Genomic DNA, 18,386 nt, shown 5'->3' on the forward strand with positions numbered 1-18,386 from the left:
TCTAGCCTGAATGTCGTGAAGCATGGTGGGATGCTGGCCGTACTCCTGGCGGCCTGGTTCATGGCCCAGTTCGACTTCTTCGTGGTCAACGTGGCCGCTCCCTCCATCGAACGGGACCTGCACGCGGGCCCGGCCGCCCTCGAGCTGATCGTGGGCGGGTACGCCTTCACCTACGCGGCCGGCATGATCACCGGAGGCCGGCTCGGCGACCGCTACGGCTACCGGCGGCTGTTCATCTGGGGCGTGGTCGCGTTCACGATCGCGTCCGTGCTGTGCGGGATGGCCGTCAACCCGGTCCAGCTCGTGGCCGCCCGCCTGCTCCAGGGCCTGGCGGGCGCGGCGATGGTGCCGCAGGTGCTGGCCACGATCTCCGCGGCCTACTCGCCGTCGGAGCGGGCGCACGCCCTCGGCTGGTACGGCGTCGCGGGCGGCCTGGGCTCGATCGCGGGCCAGGTGCTCGGCGGCCTGCTGCTGACCGCCGACACGCTGGGGCTCGGCTGGCGGGTCATCTTCCTGATCAACCTGCCCGTCGGCCTGATCGTGGTGCCGCTGGCCATCTGGCTGCTGCCCGAGGTCGAGACCGCCCGGCGGGCCAGGCTCGACGTGCCGGGCGCGGCGGGCCTGGCCGTCGGGCTGGCTCTGGTGCTGGTGCCGCTCGGCCTGGGCAACAGCCTGGGCTGGCCCGTCTGGACGTGGATCAGCATGGGGGCCGCGGTGCCCGTGTTCGTGCTGACCTGGCGGTGGCAGCAGGCGCTCGGGGCGCGCGGCGGGCAGCCGGTGCTCGACCTGGCGCTGCTCAAGGTCCACTCCTACCTGGCGGGTGTGGGCTCGATCGTCGCGTTCATGGCGTACTTCGCCTCGTTCATGTTCACGCTGACGCTGCTGCTGCAGGGCGGGCTGGGGCTGACGGCCTTCCAGGCGGGGCTGGCGTTCGCGCCGATGGGGGTGCTGTTCTCGGTCACGTCGATCCTGGGGACGCGACTGGTCAGAAGGTACGGGCTGATCGTCGTCGTGATCGGCGGCGTGATCATCGGGCTCGGACTGACCCTGATGGTGGTCGGGGCCGGGCTGGGCCTGCCGTACATCATGGCCGCGCTCATGCTCGTCGGCTCGGGCAACGGGCTGGTCCTGCCGCAGCTCATCGGCGCGGCGCTGGTGGAGGTCGCCCCGCACCAGGCCGGCATCGGGTCGGGCATCCTCAGCACGGCGCAGCAGTTCGCGGGCGCGGGCGGCGTGGCGGTGATCGGCGCGGTCTTCTTCGCGGCGGCGGAAGGGGGGCACCACGTCACTGCCATGCGCTGGTCGGCGGGCATCGACCTGGGGCTCGTCCTCGTCGTGATCGCGTCGGTGGCCTACAACCGCCACCGCGCCGTCGTCACGAAACGGGCAGCGCGGTCCCGTACAAACGCGAGACGCGGATCCTGATCACCAACCGCCGGTCCTCGACCATCTGCCGCAGGAAGGCGTACGGGTCGTCCATGTGCTGCTGCATGGCGAGGAGCTCCATGCCCACCTCGTCGCCCGGTTCGGCGCTCACCGGCGACAGCTCCGCCTGGCCCTCCGCGACGGCGTAGGACCAGAAGTCGTCGCTGGCCACGTAGAGGGCGCAGCGCGGGTCCTTGTGGAGCTGGCGGACCTTGAGCCGGTCGGCGATCGTGGAGATCCGCACCACGCGCTGGTCGGGGTCCCAGGTGTACAGGACGGTGGACAGGTGAGGGTGGCCGCTGCTCTTGTTCGTCGCCAGCGCGCCGAAGCGCTGCCCGGCCAGCAGCTGCGAGAGTTCCTCGTCGCCGAGGGACTGGGGGGCCGGGCCCGCACCTGGCCCGTACGTTTGCGACATGCATCCTCTCCCTCGTGCAAATCCTGAAATGTCAGCCTATCCCCATGTCACCTGGCCCTGGAGGACCCAGTGTGCACGGGCTCGGCGACCCGCCCACCGGTAGGTTACGAGTCATGAATTTTGCTATTACCAGTGGATACGTTGTGCCGATCGACGGCGACCCCATCGACGGCGGCACCGTACTCGTCCAGGACGGGAAGATCACCGCCGTCGGCCGGGACGTGGCCGTGCCCGAGGGGACCCCCGTCGTGGACGCCGCCGGCGGCTGGGTGCTGCCCGGCTTCGTCGAGGCCCACGGGCACCTCGGCGTGTACGAGGAGGCCGAGGGCTGGGCCGGTCAGGACACCAACGAGATGACCGACCCGAACGGCGCCCGCCTGCGCGCCCTCGACGCCATCAACCCCGCCGACCTGGCCTTCGCCGACGCGCTGTCCGGCGGCGTGACGACCGCGGTGATCAAGCCGGGCTCCGGCAACCCGATCGGCGGCCAGACGGTTGCGATCAAGTGCTGGGGCAGGTCCGTGGACGAGATGCTGGTCAAGGAGCCGGCCAGCGTCAAGAGCGCGCTCGGCGAGAACCCCAAGCGCGTGTACGGCGACCAGAAGAAGCTGCCGTCCACCCGGCAGGGCGTGGCCGCCGTGATCCGGGACGCGTTCATGAAGGCGCAGGACTACAAGGCCAGGCGGGCGGCGGCCGCCGACGAGGGCAAGCCGTTCGACCGGGACGGCACGCTGGAGATCCTGGTCCGCGTGCTGGACGGCGAGCTGCCCTGGTGCCAGCACACGCACCGGGCCGACGACATCTCCACCGCGCTCAGGCTGGCGGACGAGTTCGGTTACCGGCTGATCATCAACCACGGCACCGACGGCCACCTGCTGGCCGACACCCTGGCCGACCGGGACGTCCCCGTCATCATCGGCCCCCTCTTCACCAGCCGGTCGAAGGTCGAGCTGCGCCGGCGCTCGCTGCGCAACCCGGGCATCCTGGCGCGGGCGGGCGTGCGGCTGGCCATCACCACCGACCATCCCGTCGTGCCGATCCACTTCCTCGTCCACCAGGCCACACTGGCAGTCAAGGAGGGCCTGGACCCGGCCGAGGCGCTGCGCTCGATCACCCTGAACCCGGCCCGGATCATGGGGATCGACGACCGGGTGGGCGCGCTCCGCCCCGGGCTCGACGGCGACGTCGTGATCTGGTCGGGCGACCCGCTGGACGTCATGAGCCGGGCGCTGCGGGTGTTCGTCTCCGGCCGGGAGGTGTACACCTACGCCGACGGCGAGGCCGTCGTGGCGGATCCGTATTACCGCGAATCAAGTGACCGTTAAGCGGCTGTAGATGCGGGCCGAGCATAGTGGTCGGACCAGCGAAAGGGAGGCACCACGATGCCAGTCCAGCGTCCCAGCAAGGCCCTCTTGATCGGCCTGGTCGTGTCCAGCGCCCTGGCGATGATCGTGCTGACCGTCATGCTGCTGTCGGGCGGGCCCGTGGGGTTCGGGCTGTCCGCGCTGCTGGGCGTGGCGCCGCTGCCGGTGCTGCTGGCGGCCGTGCTCTCGCTCGACAGGCTGGAGCCCGAGCCGAAGCTGAACCTGGCGTTCGCCTTCGCGTGGGGCGCGGGGGTGGCGATCGTGCTGGGCGTCGCGCTGTCGTTCGTGGGGGAGGCGCTGTTCACCAGAGCCGGGTTCGGCGAGGCGGTCGTCGACGACGTGGGCACCGTCCTGCTGGCCCCCGTGATCGAGGAGGCGCTCAAGGGCTCGGCGCTGCTGCTGCTCCTGCGCAGGCGGCAGGAGATCGACGGGCTGACCGACGGCATCGTGTACGCCTCCATGGCCGGCCTGGGCTTCGCGGCCGTGGAGAACGTCGGCTACTACATGCTCGCGTACAACGAGGACGGGGCCGGCGGGGCGCTGCAACTGTTCGTGATCAGGGGCCTCATCGACCCGCTCGGCCACCCCATCTACACCTCCATGATCGGCCTCGGTGTCGCCTACGCCCTGACCAGGCGCACCGCGGCCAGGTTCGCCGCGATCCCGCTCGGCTACCTGGGCGCGGTCTTCCTGCACGGCCTCTGGAACGGCTCCGCCACCACGGGCTCCCTGGCCTGGGTGGCCGCCGCGTACCTCGTGATCATGGGGGCGCTCATCCTGCTGATCACCGTGACCGTCATCGAACGCCGCCAGCTCGTCACCAGGATGGGCGTCTACCTGCCCGGCTACCAGCAGACCGGGCTGATCACGGAGGCCGACGTCAGGATGCTCAGCACGCTGTCCGGCCGCAAGGCGGCCCGCAAGTGGGCCAGGGGCGCCGGGCTCGGCCGGGCCATGGGCGACTACCAGCAGGCGGCGACCGAGCTGACCATGCTGCACCTGCGGGCCGAGCGCCAGGGCATGGACCCGGTCCGCTTCGCCGTGGAACGCGACGCGCACCTGGGCATGATGGCGAACGCCCGCCGCTGGTGACCCAGACGCTCCCTGGCAAAATGGGGTGAACCCTCGAAGGGAGAGCAGATGAGCTGGGTGGAGATCGGGTCCGAGACTGAGCTACGCGAATTGCTCGGCGAGGTCATGCCGAGGGCGGCGACCAAGGAGCGCGTACGGCTGCACGAGCGTGACCGAGAGTGGCTGGCGGCCTCCCCGTTCTGCCTGATCGCAACATCGGACGACGCGGGCGCCTGCGACGTCTCGCCCAAGGGCGACCCCGCCGGGTTCGTCCACGTCATCGACGACACCACGATCGCCATCCCGGACCGGCCGGGCAACCGCAGGGCCGACGGATTCCTCAACGTCCTGACGAACCCGCACGTCGGGCTCATCTTCCTGATCCCCGGCCGCAACGAGACCCTGCGCATCAACGGCCGGGCCAGGCTCATCCGCGAGGCCCCGTTCTTCGACGAGATGATCGTGAAGGGCCATCGCCCGCACCTCGCGCTCGTGGTGGAGATCGAGCAGATCTTCTTCCACTGCGCCAAGGCGTTCCTGCGCTCCTCGCTGTGGAAGCCGGACAGCTGGGAGCCCGAGGTCCTGCCCTCCCACGCGCGGCTCGTCAAGGACGTGCAGAAAGTGGAGGAAAGCCTCGAACAGCTCGAGAGCTACTACGGCAAGACCTACGCCGAGCGCCTCTACGGCTGACCTCGAGCCCGCCGCCCGGCTCCGGGCCGGGCGGCGGTGCTTTCAAGGCGTTTCAGGCGTTTCAGGCGGCGGAGGTCGGACCGCCCGGGAAACGGATGACGTTGCGGCCGCTGTAGGCCCGCAGGTCGATCACCTTGGGATCGGCGGGCTGCTTGCGGCGGTCGGCCGAAGGAATCTCGCGGACCTTGTGCCTGGCGATGTGTGGCGGCACCACCACAAGCCTCTTCATCGTGAGCCCCCCGTGATGACTTTGTTATCTAGTTATCTACCGAAGGACCGATAAATCCGGCGTAAAGAGAGCACGTCAGTAGGGGAGTGTGCGGCCCGCCGGGGTCCGCAGGTCCAGCTCCAGAGCCGGCTTCGTGGGCCGCTTGGTCGTCGACTTCGTGACTCTGACGCGTTTCATGGCCTCCCCCTTCGGAAGCGCGTGTCCGCGCCGCCGGCCGGTGGCATGACGGGCGCCTGCCACCCGCCATGCGCGCCAACCTAACGGGCCACCACCGGCTCTCTCAATGCATTTCTACGAATGTCATGCTCCGGGCGTGAGCCGGGCGGTGACACCGATCCGGTTCCACGCGTTGATCATGGCCAGCGCCACGATGAGCAGTCCCAGCTGCTTCTCGCTGTAGTGCTTCGCGGCCTCCTCCCAGACCGCGTCCGGCACACCCGCGCCGTCGGCCAGCCTGGTCGCCTCCTCCGCCAGCGCGAGCGCGGCCCGCTCGGCCGGCGTGTAGACGGTCGCCTCCCGCCAGGCGGCCACCGACCAGAGGCGCTCATCGCTCTCACCGGCCTTCTTCAGGTCGCGGCTGTGCATGTCCACGCAGTAGCCGCAGCCGTTGATCTGGCTGGCGCGCAACTTGATCAGCCCGAGGGTGGTGGTCGGCAGCTCGCTCTCGTGCAGCAGCTTCTCCACGGCCAGGAAGTGGTGGTACGCCTGCGGAACCTGCTGTGCGACGTTGATCCGCTGGGTCATGTGTCTCTCCTCAGTTCGTTTGTAGGAGGACGGGATGGGCCGCCCAGTTGTGACAACTTCCGCGAAGAAAGTGACATCTAACCCGCCATGGAGGCGCTGAGAGCGGGGGATCCCCAGCGCATCGGGGATTACTGGCTGGCGGGGCGGCTGGGCTCGGGCGGGCAGGGGGTCGTGTACGACGCCTACGACGCCGGCGGCAGCCGGGTCGCGGTCAAGGTGCTGCACGCGAACGGCGACCGCGCGATCCGCGACCGGTTCGCCAAGGAGGCGACGGCGGCGGGGCGGGTGTCGTCGTTCTGCACGGCTCGCGTGCTGGCCACCGACCTGGAGGGGAGCAAGCCGTACCTGGTCTCGGAGTACGTTCCGGGGCCGAGCCTGGGCGCGGCCGTGCGGGACGGGCGCCGGTTCGGCGGCGACGACCTGCACCGGCTGGCCACGGCGGTGGCGACGGCGCTGACCGCGATCCACGACGCCGGGGTCGTGCACCGCGACCTCAAACCGGACAACGTGCTGCTCGGACCCGACGGTCCACGCGTGATCGACTTCGGTATCGCGCGCACGATCGACATGTCGCTCACCAAGACCGGCGAGGTGTCGGGCACACCGGCGTACATGGCGCCCGAGGTGTTCACGGGGCAGCGGGCGGGCGCCCCGGCCGACGTGTTCGCGTGGGGCGCCGTCATGGTGTTCGCCGCGACGGGGCACGAGCCGTTCGGCGCCGAGAACCTGGGCGGCGTCATGCACCGGGTGCTCTCGCACCGGCCCGACCTGAGCGCGCTGCCCCCGCGGCTGGCCGCGCTGGTCGAAGCCGCCATCGACAAGGACCCGGCGGCCCGGCCCGCGGCCCGTGACCTGCTGCTCGCGCTGGTCAGCGGGACCGGCTCCGACATCAGGGGGCTGCTGGCGGCCGGCAGCCGGACCGCCCGGGACGTGCACGGTCCCGGCCACGCCGATCCCGCGCTCGGCACGATCGCGGAGGACGCCTACGAGTCGCTGGCTCCCGAGGAGCGGGAGGTCGCGGCCGAGGTGTTCCTGCGCCTGGTGGCCGTGGACGGAGACGGGCACGAGGAGGGGCGGACGGCCGGATACGAGGAGCTGTTCGGCGGGCGGTCCGAGCGCGAGTCGGCGGCGGTCAAGCGGGTGCTGGAGGCGTTCTCGTACGTGATCGCCGACGGGGACGGCTCGGTGGCGCTGTCGCGTCCCGGCCTGCTGCGCGCCTGGCCGAGGTTGCGCATGTGGGTGGACGCCGACCGCGACGGCCTGGCCCTGCTGAACACCGTCAACGCCGCGGCCCGGCACTGGGCGGGCAACGGCCGCCGCGACGCCGACGCGTTCCAGGGCAGCCGCCTGGAACAGGCGCTGAGCTGGGCCGCCACCGGACGCCGCCACGTCACGCTGACCCCGCTCGAACGCGACTTCCTGCGCGCCGGCACCGACCTGACCAGGCGCCGGGCCAGACGCCGGACGCTGACCACGGTCACGCTGGCCCTGCTGCTCGTGGTGGCGCTGGTGGCCGGCGGGCTGGCGGTCCGGCAGCGCCAGGAGACCGCCCGCCAGCGCGACATCCTCGCCGCCAAGCAGGTGGCCGCCGAGGCCGACCGCATGCGTACCGCCGACCCGGCCCTGGCGATGCTGCTCAGCGTGGCGGCCTGGCGGGTCTCGCCGGCACAGCCGGAGGCCCGCTCCAGCCTGATCGCCTCACTGCAGCAGCAGGAGGCCGCCGTCTTCCGCGAGCCGCCGGTCAAGGGCTCGGCCGAGCGGCTGCTCAGCCGCGACGGCCGCACGCTGGTCAGCGCCAGCGAGGGCGGGGTCAACGTGTACGACGTGCGCACCCACGAGCGCACGGCGAGCTGGCCCGAGATGAAGGTGAACGGGACGATCACCGGCACGCCCGCGCTGAGCCGCAGCGGCCGGCTGCTGGCCGAGACCTCCACGGAGGAGCTGGGTGTCTGGGACCTGAAGACCGGCAGGAAACTCCTCGAACGGCGCATTCCACCGGCGTTCGAGGGCGTCTACACCGCCGTGTTCGGCGAGCACGAGACCACGCTCACGCTGATGTACGCCAGGCAGGAGATCTATTACCTGCTCGACGTGTCCACAGGCAGGCGGTTCGGGAAGGGCGTCTTCGAACAGCGCGGCGAGGTGGCGGTGAACGATCCGCTCGTGGACCCCTCGGGCAGGCACCTGCTGCTGCCGGGAGGCCGCTTCGACCAGCGCTCGCTGCCGGGCTGGCGGGCCGAGCGGCCCTTCCGCGCCTGCGTGACGCATCCCGACCTGGCGGCGTTCAGCCAGGACGGCAGGACGCTCGCCTGCGGCAACGGGACCGAGGTCGCGCTCGTGGACGTCGCCTCGGGCCGGGCCTTCGGCGAGACGCTGACCTGCGAGGTCTGCGGATTCGAGAGCAAGCTGCGCTTCAGCCCGGACGGCCGCCACCTCGCGGCCTACCGCGGCAGATACGTGCAGGTCTGGGATCTGCGCACCCGGCGGGCGGTACTCGGCTACCGCGCCGAGGGCGAGCTGGCCGACGTCGCCTTCGACCCCGACGGCAGGACGCTGCGGTACGTCGTGGACGACGCCGTCGTCAGCCTGGACCTGCGGTCGCGTACGCATGTGACGGAGACGCCGGGCTCGGCCTTCCTCAGCCCGGACGGCCGGTGGGCGGCGGTCCAAGCCGGAAAGCGGCTTCGGATCTGGGACGTGGGCGCGGGCAAGGAGACCGGCAGCCTTCCCGTCGGCGATGACGACGGGGAGCCCGAGGAGTTCCACGGAACGTGGCTGGCCGTCTCGGACGCCAACGGCACGATCGCGCTCTGGGACGTGCGGACCCTCGCGAGGCTCTGGTCGACGCGGGTGTCCAAGCCGGCCGGCGCCGTCACCGACGTGCACTTCACCCGGGACGGGCGGCGGCTGGTGACGAACGTCGTGTTCTCCCAGAACCCGGTGGCCAAGGAGGTGGTGCTCGACGCCGCCGACGGCCGCGTGCTGAGCTCGACCGACACCAGGTACCAGGGCGGGCCCTTGCTCCCGGGTGGCACGGCGTACGCGTCGCTGCTCGGCGGCAGGTTCGTCGACCTGCGCACCGGCAAGCCGGTGGGGGCCGGGTTCGGGGCCACGAACGCGATCGAGTTCAGCCGGAACGGGCTCATGGCCGTGAACGAGGCGGCCACCGGGCGGATCGGGCTGTGGTCGGTGGACGGGCCGACCCGGCTGAGCCCCGCCCTGCCCCGGGCCGCCGACGACCTCCTCCTGCTGGCCTTCTCGCCCGACGGCGGGACCCTGGCCTCCGTCACGGAGAAAGGCGCGCTCCAGCTCTGGGACGTCGAGACCAGGCGGCGGCTCGGCGGGTCCTACCGGCTGGGGGACGGCCCGGTGTCGCTGGCGTTCAGTGCGGACGGGGAGACGTTGCACGCCGGGACCGACGAGGCCCTGCACGCGATCCCCGTGCGGGGTGAGCGGGTCGCGCAGGAGGTGTGCGCGCGGGCCGGGCGTTCGCTGTCGGCCGACGAATGGGCCCGGTACCTGGGCGGCGTGCCGTACCAGAACGTCTGCCCCTGACGGGACGCCGCCCTCCAGGGACCTCAGCCCTTGCAGTTGCCCCAGGTCTTGCGGCCGCCCCAGGCCTCGACGCGGTTGTCCGGGTCGCGGGTCCAGCCGGCGTACTTCACGCACTTCCACTTGCCGTCGATGTGGCCGGTCTCGGCGTAGAAGCGGTACTTCTGCACGTCTTCCGCCCGGCCGCCGCCCCTGACCTCCAGGTAGGCGCCGGTGACCGTGCGCGTGCCCGTGTACGCGCTCTTGATGGCGGTCACGCAGTTCTTGCCGCTCCGCTTGTTGTACATCAGGTACACCTGCCCCAGCACCGCGCCCTCGCGGGTCTTCATCGCCCGCTGGCCGTCCTTGACACGATGGAAGCCGGGGCCGCAGACCCGCTCGGGGGTGAAGCGGGCCGTGGCCGCGTACGCCGAGGAGGGGGTGGCGACGATCCCGGCCGCGACCAAGGCCGTCGCGATGACCGTTCGGGTGAGCACGAGCTTCCCTTCGGCAGGGGTAATAAGGACAACGTCGATCTTTACTGTGCCTTGACCGAAATATCAAGGGGTTGTGGTAAATGCCGCTTATCGCGGTGTGCGCGGCCTGGGCCGTGTTCTGGGGCTCCTGGTCGGCCCTCCTGCCTGCCATCAAGCTGGAGCTGGGCATCTCGGCGGGGGACCTGGGACTCGCGCTGAGCGCCGTACCCGTGGGGGCCCTGCCCGCGATGGCGCTGACCGGGCGGCTGGTGCGGGGGCGCGAGCGGACCGCCCTGCTGGTGACGACGGCATTGTTCGGGCTCAGCGTGGCCGGGATCGGGCTGGTGGCCACACCCTGGCAGCTCGCGCTGTCGCTGCTGCTCGTCGGGGCGACCAGCGGGGCGCTCGACATCGCCCTGAACCTGGCCACGGGGCGCGCCGAGCGCGAGACCGGCCGCCGCCTCTTCCAGCCCGTCCACGCGGCCTTCCCGGTCGCGGTCATAGCGGCGTCCCCCGCCACCGGCCTGGCCCGATCCCTGGGCCTGAGCGTCGGCACGGTCCTCGTGATCATCGCAGCGATCGTGATCGCCACGTCCCTGACGGTGCTGGCGCTGCCCGCAGGCGAGGGAACGTCCGCCTCGTCCGGCGGCCCGGACAGGCGCGCGCTGTGGGGCGCCGCGGTCGTGGTGGGGGCGCTGGCGGCCTGCGTCCTGGTCATCGAGAACTCGGTCGAGCAGTGGTCGGTGCTGCTGCTGGAGGAGCACCGCGGGGCCACGCCCCTGGTGTCGAGCGCCGCGCCGTCCGTCTACATGGCGGCGCTGACGGCCGGGCGGCTCATCGTGCAGGCGCTGCCTCGGGTGCCGCTGCGGGCGTTGTACCTGGTGGCGGGGGTGGGCGGCGGCGCGGGCATCGCCCTGGCGGGGCTGGGCGGCACCGTGCTCGCCTCGATGGCGGGCTTCGCGGTGACCGGGCTGGCGCTGGGCCCGCTGGTGCCCGCCCTCCTCAGCCGGGCCGCCGCCGACGACCCGAGCGGAACGCTGGTGTGGGGGGTGTCGACGATCTCGTACGCGGGGTTCGTGATCAGCCCGCTGCTCGTCGCGGCTCTGAGCGGATGGCTCGGCCTGCCCTCAGCCGTGGCCCTCCTCGGCCTCCTGGGCCTGCCATTGGTGGCCCGCTTCGCCCGGTCCTGACCGATTTCGAGGGACGTTTGGGGAAATTGGTGGTCCTTTGAGGAAGAGAGGCCATAGAACCGGGTATCCCCCCGGCGGAATGGACTGTAGGAGGGATCACCATGGCTGTCTGCGAGACCTGCGGAAATGACTACGACATGGCGTTCGAGGTGCATGCGCAGGGAGCTGTGCACACCTTCGACTGCTTCCAGTGCGCCATCGAGGCGATGGCGCCCATCTGCGAGCACTGTGGCACCAAGGTCATCGGGCATGGGGTGCAATCGGGCGAGCACTGGTACTGCTGTGCGCATTGTGCGCGCGAGGAAGGCAGCCAGGGCCTCGTCGACCGCATCATGGCCACCACCGGCCGCTGACCCGCCCCGCCCCCGGGCGCGTGCGGGTTACGGGAGCAGGGTGCGGATGCGGGTGATGGCCTCCTCAAGAGGGCCCGAGGGGACCGGGGTGGCGAGGTCGACGGTGATGTGGCCGTTCTTGGCCTCCCAGACCCCCGCGACCCGTCCCTCGTGGACGACCACCGGGGAGATCCACCCCGCCTGACGGCTCACCTTGGGCTTGAGGGGCCGCGGGATCAGCGGGGCGAGGCCGCGCGGGGCGCCGAGGATGTACTGGTCGAAGCCCGGCAGCAGGTGGACCTCGGCCGACGGGCCGGTGGCGGCGAGGTCGTCGAGGTGCTCGGTCAGGGCCAGCAGGGTCTGGCCGTCGTCGGTCTCAACCTCGGTCAGCTCGGGCGCCAGGTCGCGGAACCATCCCTTCAGCACCGTCTTCTTCGCCACGCCGCCGAACAGCCACGTGTCGAACATCTCCGGCGTCGCCGGCCCGTGCGCCCCCAGGAACGCGCGCGCCACCCGTACGCCGGCCTCCTCGTACGGCGGCAGCGCGGCGGGCCAGCCAGGAAGCCAGGCGCGCGGGGAGGTGAAGGTGACCCTGCCGTCGCGGGGCGGGCCGTAGCAGAGCTCGCCCAGGCGGCTCAGCGGCTTGAGCAGGGCGCCCCAGCCGGACGTGAGCGCCTCCCGCAGATGAGCGTCCCCGGTCACCGTCACCACGGCGTCGACGAGCTCCTCCCTGGTCAGCGCCGGCCCGCCCGGCGCCCCGTCGCGCAGGGCGCGGGGGACCGCGTCGATGATCGCCGCGATCTCGTCGGCGGTGACCCCGTGGCCGCGTTGCCACGAGCCCTTCTCCCAGAAGCGCAACGTGCCCAGGGCCGCGCAGAAGTCGGCCAGCTCGTCGGCGGGGAGGAGGTGGAGGGTGCCGCGCATGATCCACGTCTTGACCAGCGTGCGGTCGCTCCACAGGGCCTGGTCGATGCCGCCCGGGTCGGGCTTGTCGCTCCGGACCGCCACAGCGAGCTGGGCCGAGGAGGCGACCTGTGCCTGGACGCCGCACAGCCGCCGGGCCACCGCCACGGGATCGGGCGCGTCCGGCTCGCTCACGAACTGTCTGCGCAGGCGCCAGGCCAGGATCTGCGGCCAGGTCAGCTTGGTAGTCACGCGTCCACTTCTACACCCGGCCGCCGACGCTTCCGAACGGGTCAGCCGGTGAAGCCGATGTCCTCGTAGCGGAGGTCGTAGAAGCCGCGGGCCCCCACGTTGGCCAGCGTCTGGCGGGCGGCGACGTTCTGCGGGCGCTGGTAGAGCGGCAGCACGTTGACCTCCTGCCAGATCAGCGCATCCGCCTCGTTGGCCGCCGCGCGCGCCCGCACCGGGTCGAGGCTCTGGGCGGCGCGGTTCATGGCCTGGTCGATGGCGGGCGAGCCGGTACGGCCGAAGTTCGCGTTCCAGGTCTTGCCATCGGCGGAATTGGCATAAATCCCGAAACTGCTGGAAACCGGGAAAGGCGTCCCGATGTATGCGAAGGGCGTGATGTCGAAGTTGCCGGGGATGACGTACTTGGTGAAGAAGTCATCGCTCGGCACGGCCTGAATGGTCAGCTTCACGCCGACCTGGGCGAGCATGGTCTGCGCCAGCTCCCCCTCCGCCTTGCTGATCTGAACCCCCGACGGCACCACGAACCGCAGCTCCAGCACCTTGCCGTTCTTCTGCCTGAACGAGCCGCTCAGCTTCCACCCGGCCGCGTCCAGGAGCCGCCGCGCCTGACCGGGGTCGTACGCCCCGAGCTTCCCGGCGTTGTCCTGGTAGCCCTCCTGGGTGTTCATGAAGAAGTGGTTGTTCAGCAGGGCGATCGGCCAGTCGAGGCCCTGCAGGTCCGACTGCGCGATGGCCTGGCGGCTGATGCCCAACTGGACGGCCTGCCGGACGTTGCGGTCCTTGAGCAGCTCGCTGGACCCGTTAAAGGTGAAATGCCGGAAATCGGGGCCAGCCGCCTGCCGCACCTGCGCCCCCGGCGTGCCCTTCGCCCGCGCGTAGTCGGGCGCCGACGGCCCCACGTCGATGAGGTCGAGCTCCCCGTTGCTGAACGCCGAGATCAGCGAGTCCTGCTCCGACGACCGATAGATGATCTTGTCGAGCTTCGCCCGGTTCCCCCACCACGAGTCGTCCCGCACGATCGTGATCGTCTTAGCCGTCTGGTCGAACCCCCCGAACCTGAACGGCCCGGCCGTCATCGGGATCTTGTTCAGCCAGGCGTTGTCGAAGGCCTCGGGCGTCCGGTTGGTGGCGGCGGGCAGCAGCGGCCCGAACAGCGCCTGCCAGTCCCCGAACGGCTTGTCGAACGTCACCACCACCTCGAAGTCGTCCTTCCCCCGCGCCACCTTCTCGATGTCCTGGTAGCCGGTGGACGAGGCGATGTGGAAGGCCGGATTGCGCCCGTTCAGCGCGTGCCACTGGGCCTCGTAGTCGGTCCAGGTGATCGGCTTCCCGTCGGACCACTTCGCCTTCGGGTTCAGCTTGTACGTGACCACCTGCTTGGGCCGCTGGGCGGTCACCTTCGCGTCGAGCACGTAGTTGCGGTCGACCGAGATCTCCGCCTTCTCGTCGGAATGGAACGGCGAGGGCAGCAGCGCGTTGCTGACCACGGCGGCCATGGCCAGGTTGCCGTCGACGTGGTTCCTGTTCCACTGCGCGGGGAACTCGTTGATGCCCCACCGCAGCGTCCCGCCGTCCTTGACCTTGTCGCGCGGCTGCGGGTTGACGTCGTAGGCCTTGATCGTACGTTCGTCACCGCCGCTCTCCCGGCCCGGCCCGCTCCCCGTGCCCTTGCCGCAGCCCGCCAGGCACAGCGAGCCCGTGACAACGGCGGCCACGACAAGACGTGATGCTTTCATCGAGAGAATTCCTCCTGGTCAGAGCGAGGTCTATACGACTTCGCGCCTCTCGGCGTAATGGCAGGCCGCCCCCTGGTCCTCGCCCAACGGACGCACCTCGGGCTCGACGTCCACGCAGAGCCTGCGTTGTTCGTCGGTGAGCTCGCCGCGGAACTTCGGGCACCTGGTGCGGAATCGGCAGCCCGTCGGAGGGTTGGCCGGGCTGGGCAGGTCGCCTTCGAGCAGGATCCGCTCCCGGGCGCGCTCGCGTACCGGATCGGGCAGCGGGATCGCCGACAGCAGAGCCTGCGTGTACGGGTGCGCCGGGGCGTCGAACACGGCGTCCACCTGGCCGATCTCGGCAATCCTGCCGAGATACATCACCGCCACCCGGTCGGCGATGTGCCGCACGACCGCCAGGTCGTGCGCCACGAACAGGTAGGACAGCTCCAGCCGGGCCTTCAGCGAGCCGAGCAGGTTGATCACCCCGGCCTGGATCGACACGTCCAGCGCGGAGACCGGCTCGTCCAGCACCAGCAGCCGGGGCTCCAGGGCCAGCGCTCTGGCGATGCCGATGCGCTGCCGCTGGCCGCCCGAGAAGTCCTGCGGGTAGCGGGCCGCGTGGGAGGCGTCGAGCCCGACCAGGGCGAGCAACTCGGCGATGCGCCGCCCGGGGCGCCGCCGCCCGTGCGTACGCAGCGGCTCGGCCAGGATGTCGTGCACGGTCATGCGCGGGTCGAGCGAGGCCAGCGGATCCTGGAAGACGACCTGCATGTCGCGCCGGATCGCCTTGCGCTCGGGGCCGCTCAGCCGCGCGGTGTCGCGTCCGAGCACGACGATGCGCCCGCTCTGGGGCGCGGCCAGCTCCAGGATCTGCGTCAGCGTGGTCGTCTTGCCGCTGCCCGACTCGCCGACCAGCCCCAGCGTCTCGCCCTGCCGGATGTCGAAGCCGACCCCCGCCACGGCGTGCACCGTGCCCACCCTGCGCTTGAAGATCGCGCCCTTGAGCAGCGGATATTCCTTGACCAGGCCGTGCACCTCGAGCACCGTGCGCTCGCCGCGCTCGCGCCGTCCCGGTTCGACGGGGACGAGGACGGGCTCGCGGGGGCGTACCTCCTGCCAGCGGATGCAGGCCGCCCGGTGCCCCGCCCCCACGTCGAACAGCGGCGGCTCGCCCTCGTCGCAGGCGTCGATCTTCATCGGGCAACGCGGCGCGAACGGGCACCCCGGCGGCAGCGCCTCGGGGGAGGGCGGGCTGCCCTCGATGGGCGCCAGCGGCTGCCGCGCGCCCCGGTCCACACGCGGGATCGAGCCGAGCAGGCCCACCGTGTACGGCATCCGCATCCCGTAGTAGATGTCGTCCACGTCGCCGACCTCGACGGGCCGCCCGGCGTACATGACCAGCACCCGGTCGGCGAACCCGGCCACGACGCCCAGATCATGCGTGATCATGATGATCGCGGCGCCGGTCTTCCGCTGCGCCTTCTTCAGCACCTCCAGCACCTGTGCCTGGATGGTGACGTCGAGCGCGGTGGTCGGCTCGTCGCAGATGATCACGTCGGGGTCGTTGGCGATGGCCATCGCGATCACCACGCGCTGCCGCATGCCGCCGGAGAACTCGTGCGGGAAGGCCAGCGCCCGCTCGGCCGGCCGCGGGATGCCCACGAGCTCCAGCAGCTCGACGGCCTTGACCATGGCCGTCTCCTTGCTCACCCGCTGGTGCACGCGCACCGCCTCGGCGATCTGGTCGCCGACGCGGTAGACGGGGGTGAGCGCCGAGAGCGGGTCCTGGAACACCATCGAGATGGTCTTGCCGCGGAAGGACGTCAGCTCCCGCTCGGGGGCCCCGATCAGCTCCTTGCCGTGCAGCCGTACGGACCCGGTGACGCGCGCTCCGGGCGGCAGCAACCCCATGACGGCCGCCGAGGTGACCGATTTGCCCGACCCCGACTCGCCGACGATGCCCAGGACCTCGCCGGGCTCCACGTGGTAGCTCACCCCGCGTACGGCCGGCACGCCGCCGAACGACACGTTGAGGTCGGTGACCTCGAGGACCGGGCTCATCGCCGCCTCCTCCGCGAGGTCGAGGGGTCGAACGCGTCACGCAGCGCGTCGCCCATGAGGTTGACCGCGAGCACGGTGACCACCAGCAGCCCCGCCACGAACCAGAACGTCCACGGCGCGTAGACCGCCGTCCTGGACCCGTCGGCGATGAGCGTCCCGAACGACACGTCGGGCGGCTGGATGCCGAAGCCGAAGTACGACAGCGAGGTCTCGGTGAGGATCGCGCTGCTGACGTTGAGCGTGGCGTCCACGATCAGCAGCGACGACAGGTTGGGGATCACGTGGCGGAAGATGATCCGTACGGGGGACACGCCCATGAAGCGGGCGGCCTGGATGAACTCCCGCTCCTTCAGCGAGATCGTCATCCCCCTGACGATCTTCGAGGTGACCATCCACAGGAACAACGCCAGCATGACCACGAACAGCGGCCACTGCCCGGCCTCGAACAGCGGCGACATGATCGCCAGGATGAGGAAGCCGGGCAGCACGAGCAGCAGGTCGGTCACCCAGCTCAGCGTCCGGTCCGTCCACCCCAGGAAGTAGCCCCCGAACGCGCCCACCACGGCCGACAGCGCCGTGGAGATCAGGGCCGCGAGCAGCCCCACGACCAGCGACTTCTGCATGCCGCGCAGCGTGACCGCGTAGACGTCGGCGCCGGTTTGGAGCGTTCCGAACCAGTGGGTGGCCGACGGCGGCTGCATGAACGCGGTGAAGTCCTTGTCGGTGTACGTCCACCTGGAGAAGATCGGCCCCGCGAACGCCAGCAGGAACATCGCGGCCAGCACCGCGAACCCGACCCGCCCCTGCGGGGAGCGGAAGAACCGCCCGGCCACCACCCGCAGCCGGGACGGCGCCGTGGCCGCCGTGCCGTCGGTCAGCTCCTCGGCGAGCTCCTCGTCGGAAAGCGTCATCACGCCCGCACTCTCGGGTCGAGCGCCGCGTGCAGCAGGTCGGAGACCAGCGCGGAGCACAGCACGGCGATGGCGGCGAGGAGGGAGATGGCCGCGACGGTGTTGACGTCGTTGCTGAAGATGGAGTTGATCAGTTGCTCACCCAGCCCGTGCCAGCCGAAGATCTTCTCGGTGAACGTCGCCCCCGTCAGCAGCGCCCCGAACGTGAACGCGAAATAGGTCACGACCGGGATGAGCGCGGTCCGCAGCGCGTGCTTGACGAGCGCCCGGCGCCTGCTCAGCCCCTTGGCCAGGGCGGTGCGGACGAAGTCGGCGCCCTGCACGTCGAGCATCATGTTGCGCTGGTAGCGGCTGAAGACCGCGACGAGCCCCACCGACAGCGAGATCGTCGGCAGGATCAGGTGTTGCAGCCGGTCGACCACGTGCCCCCAGAACCCGGCCTCCAGCCCGTCGGTGTACTCGCCGCTGACCAGGAACACCGAGCGGCCGAACACGTTCTCGTTGGCCCAGGCGGCGACCAGGATCAGCATGTTGGCCAGCACGACCACCGGCACGGCCAGCACCACGAAGGACAGGGCGGTCGAGATCCGGTCGAACCAGCCGTACTGGCGGACCGCCGCGAAGGCGCCCACCAGCACCCCGAGCAGGCTCCCGAACAGCATCCCCAGCACCACCAGCCGGGCCGTCACACCCATGCGCCGCTTGAGATCCTCATTGACCGGAGCGCCCCCGACGGACTTGCCGAAGTCGCCGCGCATCACCCCGCCCGCCCAGGTGGCGTAGCGCTGCAGCAGCGGCGTCTTGTCGTTGAGGTTGAGCGCCGTGAGCTGCGCGTCCACGACCGCGGGCGGAGGTTTTGGCGTGCGGTCCGCGTAGTTGGAGCGAGGATTCAGAGCCGTGGCAGCCAGAAGGTAGGCGAGACTGGCGGCCACTACGACCAGCACGGCGTAGTTGAGCAGCCTGCGGGCCAGAAACCCCGCCATCGCGCTCCCCCTCCGACGCGCACCGCACGTAGTTATATTGCTACACCATGTGACGGGTCGCGCGCAGGGAACCGCCGAAGATGGTCGGCTCCGG

The 18,386-nt window shown here is 70.9% G+C and carries 16 protein-coding genes; 7 read left to right on the forward strand and 9 right to left on the reverse strand.

Going from position 1 to position 18,386, the window contains the following annotated elements:
• Positions 1 to 15 precede the first annotated feature (15 nt).
• On the forward strand, positions 16 to 1,425 hold the full coding sequence (locus ACIHFD_RS00235; RefSeq protein WP_397364922.1) for an MFS transporter: 1,410 nt from the start codon (positions 16 to 18) through the stop codon (positions 1,423 to 1,425).
• Here ACIHFD_RS00235 and ACIHFD_RS00240 read toward each other — a convergent pair.
• Entirely contained in the window at positions 1,376 to 1,840 is a 465-nt protein-coding gene (locus tag ACIHFD_RS00240) for a PPOX class F420-dependent oxidoreductase (protein ID WP_350739213.1), read from the reverse strand. The genes ACIHFD_RS00235 and ACIHFD_RS00240 overlap by 50 nt on opposite strands.
• A 113-nt stretch (positions 1,841 to 1,953) precedes the next feature.
• On the opposite strand from ACIHFD_RS00240, the gene ACIHFD_RS00245 reads away from it, so the two are divergent.
• Genes ACIHFD_RS00245 through ACIHFD_RS00255 form a run of 3 tightly spaced genes read left to right on the forward strand, consistent with a single transcriptional unit; the run spans position 1,954 to position 4,965 of the window.
• Positions 1,954 to 3,165, forward strand: a complete 1,212-nt coding sequence (locus ACIHFD_RS00245) for an amidohydrolase (protein ID WP_350739210.1) — start codon at positions 1,954 to 1,956, stop codon at positions 3,163 to 3,165.
• Positions 3,166 to 3,222: 57 nt separating this feature from the next.
• Positions 3,223 to 4,296, forward strand: a complete 1,074-nt coding sequence (locus ACIHFD_RS00250; RefSeq protein ID WP_397364923.1) for a PrsW family intramembrane metalloprotease — start codon at positions 3,223 to 3,225, stop codon at positions 4,294 to 4,296.
• 48 nt (positions 4,297 to 4,344) lie between these two features.
• Positions 4,345 to 4,965, forward strand: coding sequence for a pyridoxamine 5'-phosphate oxidase family protein (locus tag ACIHFD_RS00255; protein WP_350739204.1), 621 nt, complete (start codon positions 4,345 to 4,347; stop codon positions 4,963 to 4,965).
• 61 nt (positions 4,966 to 5,026) lie between these two features.
• On the opposite strand, the gene ACIHFD_RS00260 is transcribed toward ACIHFD_RS00255, so the two are convergent.
• The gene (locus ACIHFD_RS00260; protein ID WP_350739201.1) at positions 5,027 to 5,194 is read right to left on the reverse strand and encodes a hypothetical protein; all 168 of its coding nucleotides are present in this window, start codon (positions 5,192 to 5,194) and stop codon (positions 5,027 to 5,029) included.
• A 300-nt stretch (positions 5,195 to 5,494) separates the two neighbouring features.
• A complete protein-coding gene (locus ACIHFD_RS00265) occupies positions 5,495 to 5,938 on the reverse strand; it encodes a carboxymuconolactone decarboxylase family protein (protein WP_350739199.1) in 444 nt (147 codons plus the stop codon).
• Between the two features lie 87 nt (positions 5,939 to 6,025).
• On the opposite strand from ACIHFD_RS00265, the gene ACIHFD_RS00270 reads away from it, so the two are divergent.
• Positions 6,026 to 9,493: a protein kinase gene (locus ACIHFD_RS00270; RefSeq protein ID WP_397364924.1), complete on the forward strand. Its 3,468-nt coding sequence runs from the start codon at positions 6,026 to 6,028 to the stop codon at positions 9,491 to 9,493.
• Positions 9,494 to 9,516: 23 nt separating this feature from the next.
• Here ACIHFD_RS00270 and ACIHFD_RS00275 read toward each other — a convergent pair whose 3' ends face one another.
• On the reverse strand, positions 9,517 to 9,966 hold the full coding sequence (locus ACIHFD_RS00275) for a hypothetical protein (protein WP_350739193.1): 450 nt from the start codon (positions 9,964 to 9,966) through the stop codon (positions 9,517 to 9,519).
• 80 nt (positions 9,967 to 10,046) lie between these two features.
• Between ACIHFD_RS00275 and ACIHFD_RS00280 the strand changes: the two genes are divergently transcribed.
• Together ACIHFD_RS00280 and ACIHFD_RS00285 are read left to right on the forward strand one after the other, a co-directional pair.
• Positions 10,047 to 11,135 carry an MFS transporter gene (locus ACIHFD_RS00280; RefSeq protein WP_397364925.1) on the forward strand — a complete coding sequence of 363 codons (1,089 nt, stop codon included), beginning with the start codon at positions 10,047 to 10,049 and terminating at the stop codon, positions 11,133 to 11,135.
• Positions 11,136 to 11,236: 101 nt separating this feature from the next.
• A complete protein-coding gene (locus tag ACIHFD_RS00285) occupies positions 11,237 to 11,488 on the forward strand; it encodes a hypothetical protein (RefSeq protein WP_350739188.1) in 252 nt (83 codons plus the stop codon).
• Between the two features lie 27 nt (positions 11,489 to 11,515).
• Here the strand turns inward: ACIHFD_RS00285 and ACIHFD_RS00290 are convergent, their stop codons facing one another.
• From ACIHFD_RS00290 to ACIHFD_RS00310, 5 genes are read right to left on the reverse strand one after another with little or no spacing between them, the layout of a single operon-like run.
• On the reverse strand, positions 11,516 to 12,622 hold the full coding sequence (locus tag ACIHFD_RS00290) for a winged helix DNA-binding domain-containing protein (protein ID WP_397364926.1): 1,107 nt from the start codon (positions 12,620 to 12,622) through the stop codon (positions 11,516 to 11,518).
• A gap of 41 nt (positions 12,623 to 12,663) precedes the next feature.
• On the reverse strand, positions 12,664 to 14,355 hold the full coding sequence (locus tag ACIHFD_RS00295; protein ID WP_397364927.1) for an ABC transporter family substrate-binding protein: 1,692 nt from the start codon (positions 14,353 to 14,355) through the stop codon (positions 12,664 to 12,666).
• Positions 14,356 to 14,385: 30 nt separating this feature from the next.
• Positions 14,386 to 16,398 (reverse strand): dipeptide ABC transporter ATP-binding protein, encoded by a 2,013-nt coding sequence (locus ACIHFD_RS00300; RefSeq protein WP_397364928.1) that lies wholly within the window; start codon positions 16,396 to 16,398, stop codon positions 14,386 to 14,388.
• Complete coding sequence (locus ACIHFD_RS00305; protein WP_397365453.1) at positions 16,395 to 17,309, reverse strand: ABC transporter permease; 915 nt, start codon at positions 17,307 to 17,309, stop codon at positions 16,395 to 16,397. The genes ACIHFD_RS00300 and ACIHFD_RS00305 overlap by 4 nt, the downstream gene beginning before the upstream one ends.
• Positions 17,309 to 18,292: an ABC transporter permease gene (locus ACIHFD_RS00310; RefSeq protein WP_397364929.1), complete on the reverse strand. Its 984-nt coding sequence runs from the start codon at positions 18,290 to 18,292 to the stop codon at positions 17,309 to 17,311. The genes ACIHFD_RS00305 and ACIHFD_RS00310 overlap by 1 nt, the downstream gene beginning before the upstream one ends.
• Positions 18,293 to 18,386: the final 94 nt, after the last annotated feature.

Source organism: Nonomuraea sp. NPDC051941, assembly GCF_044593615.1.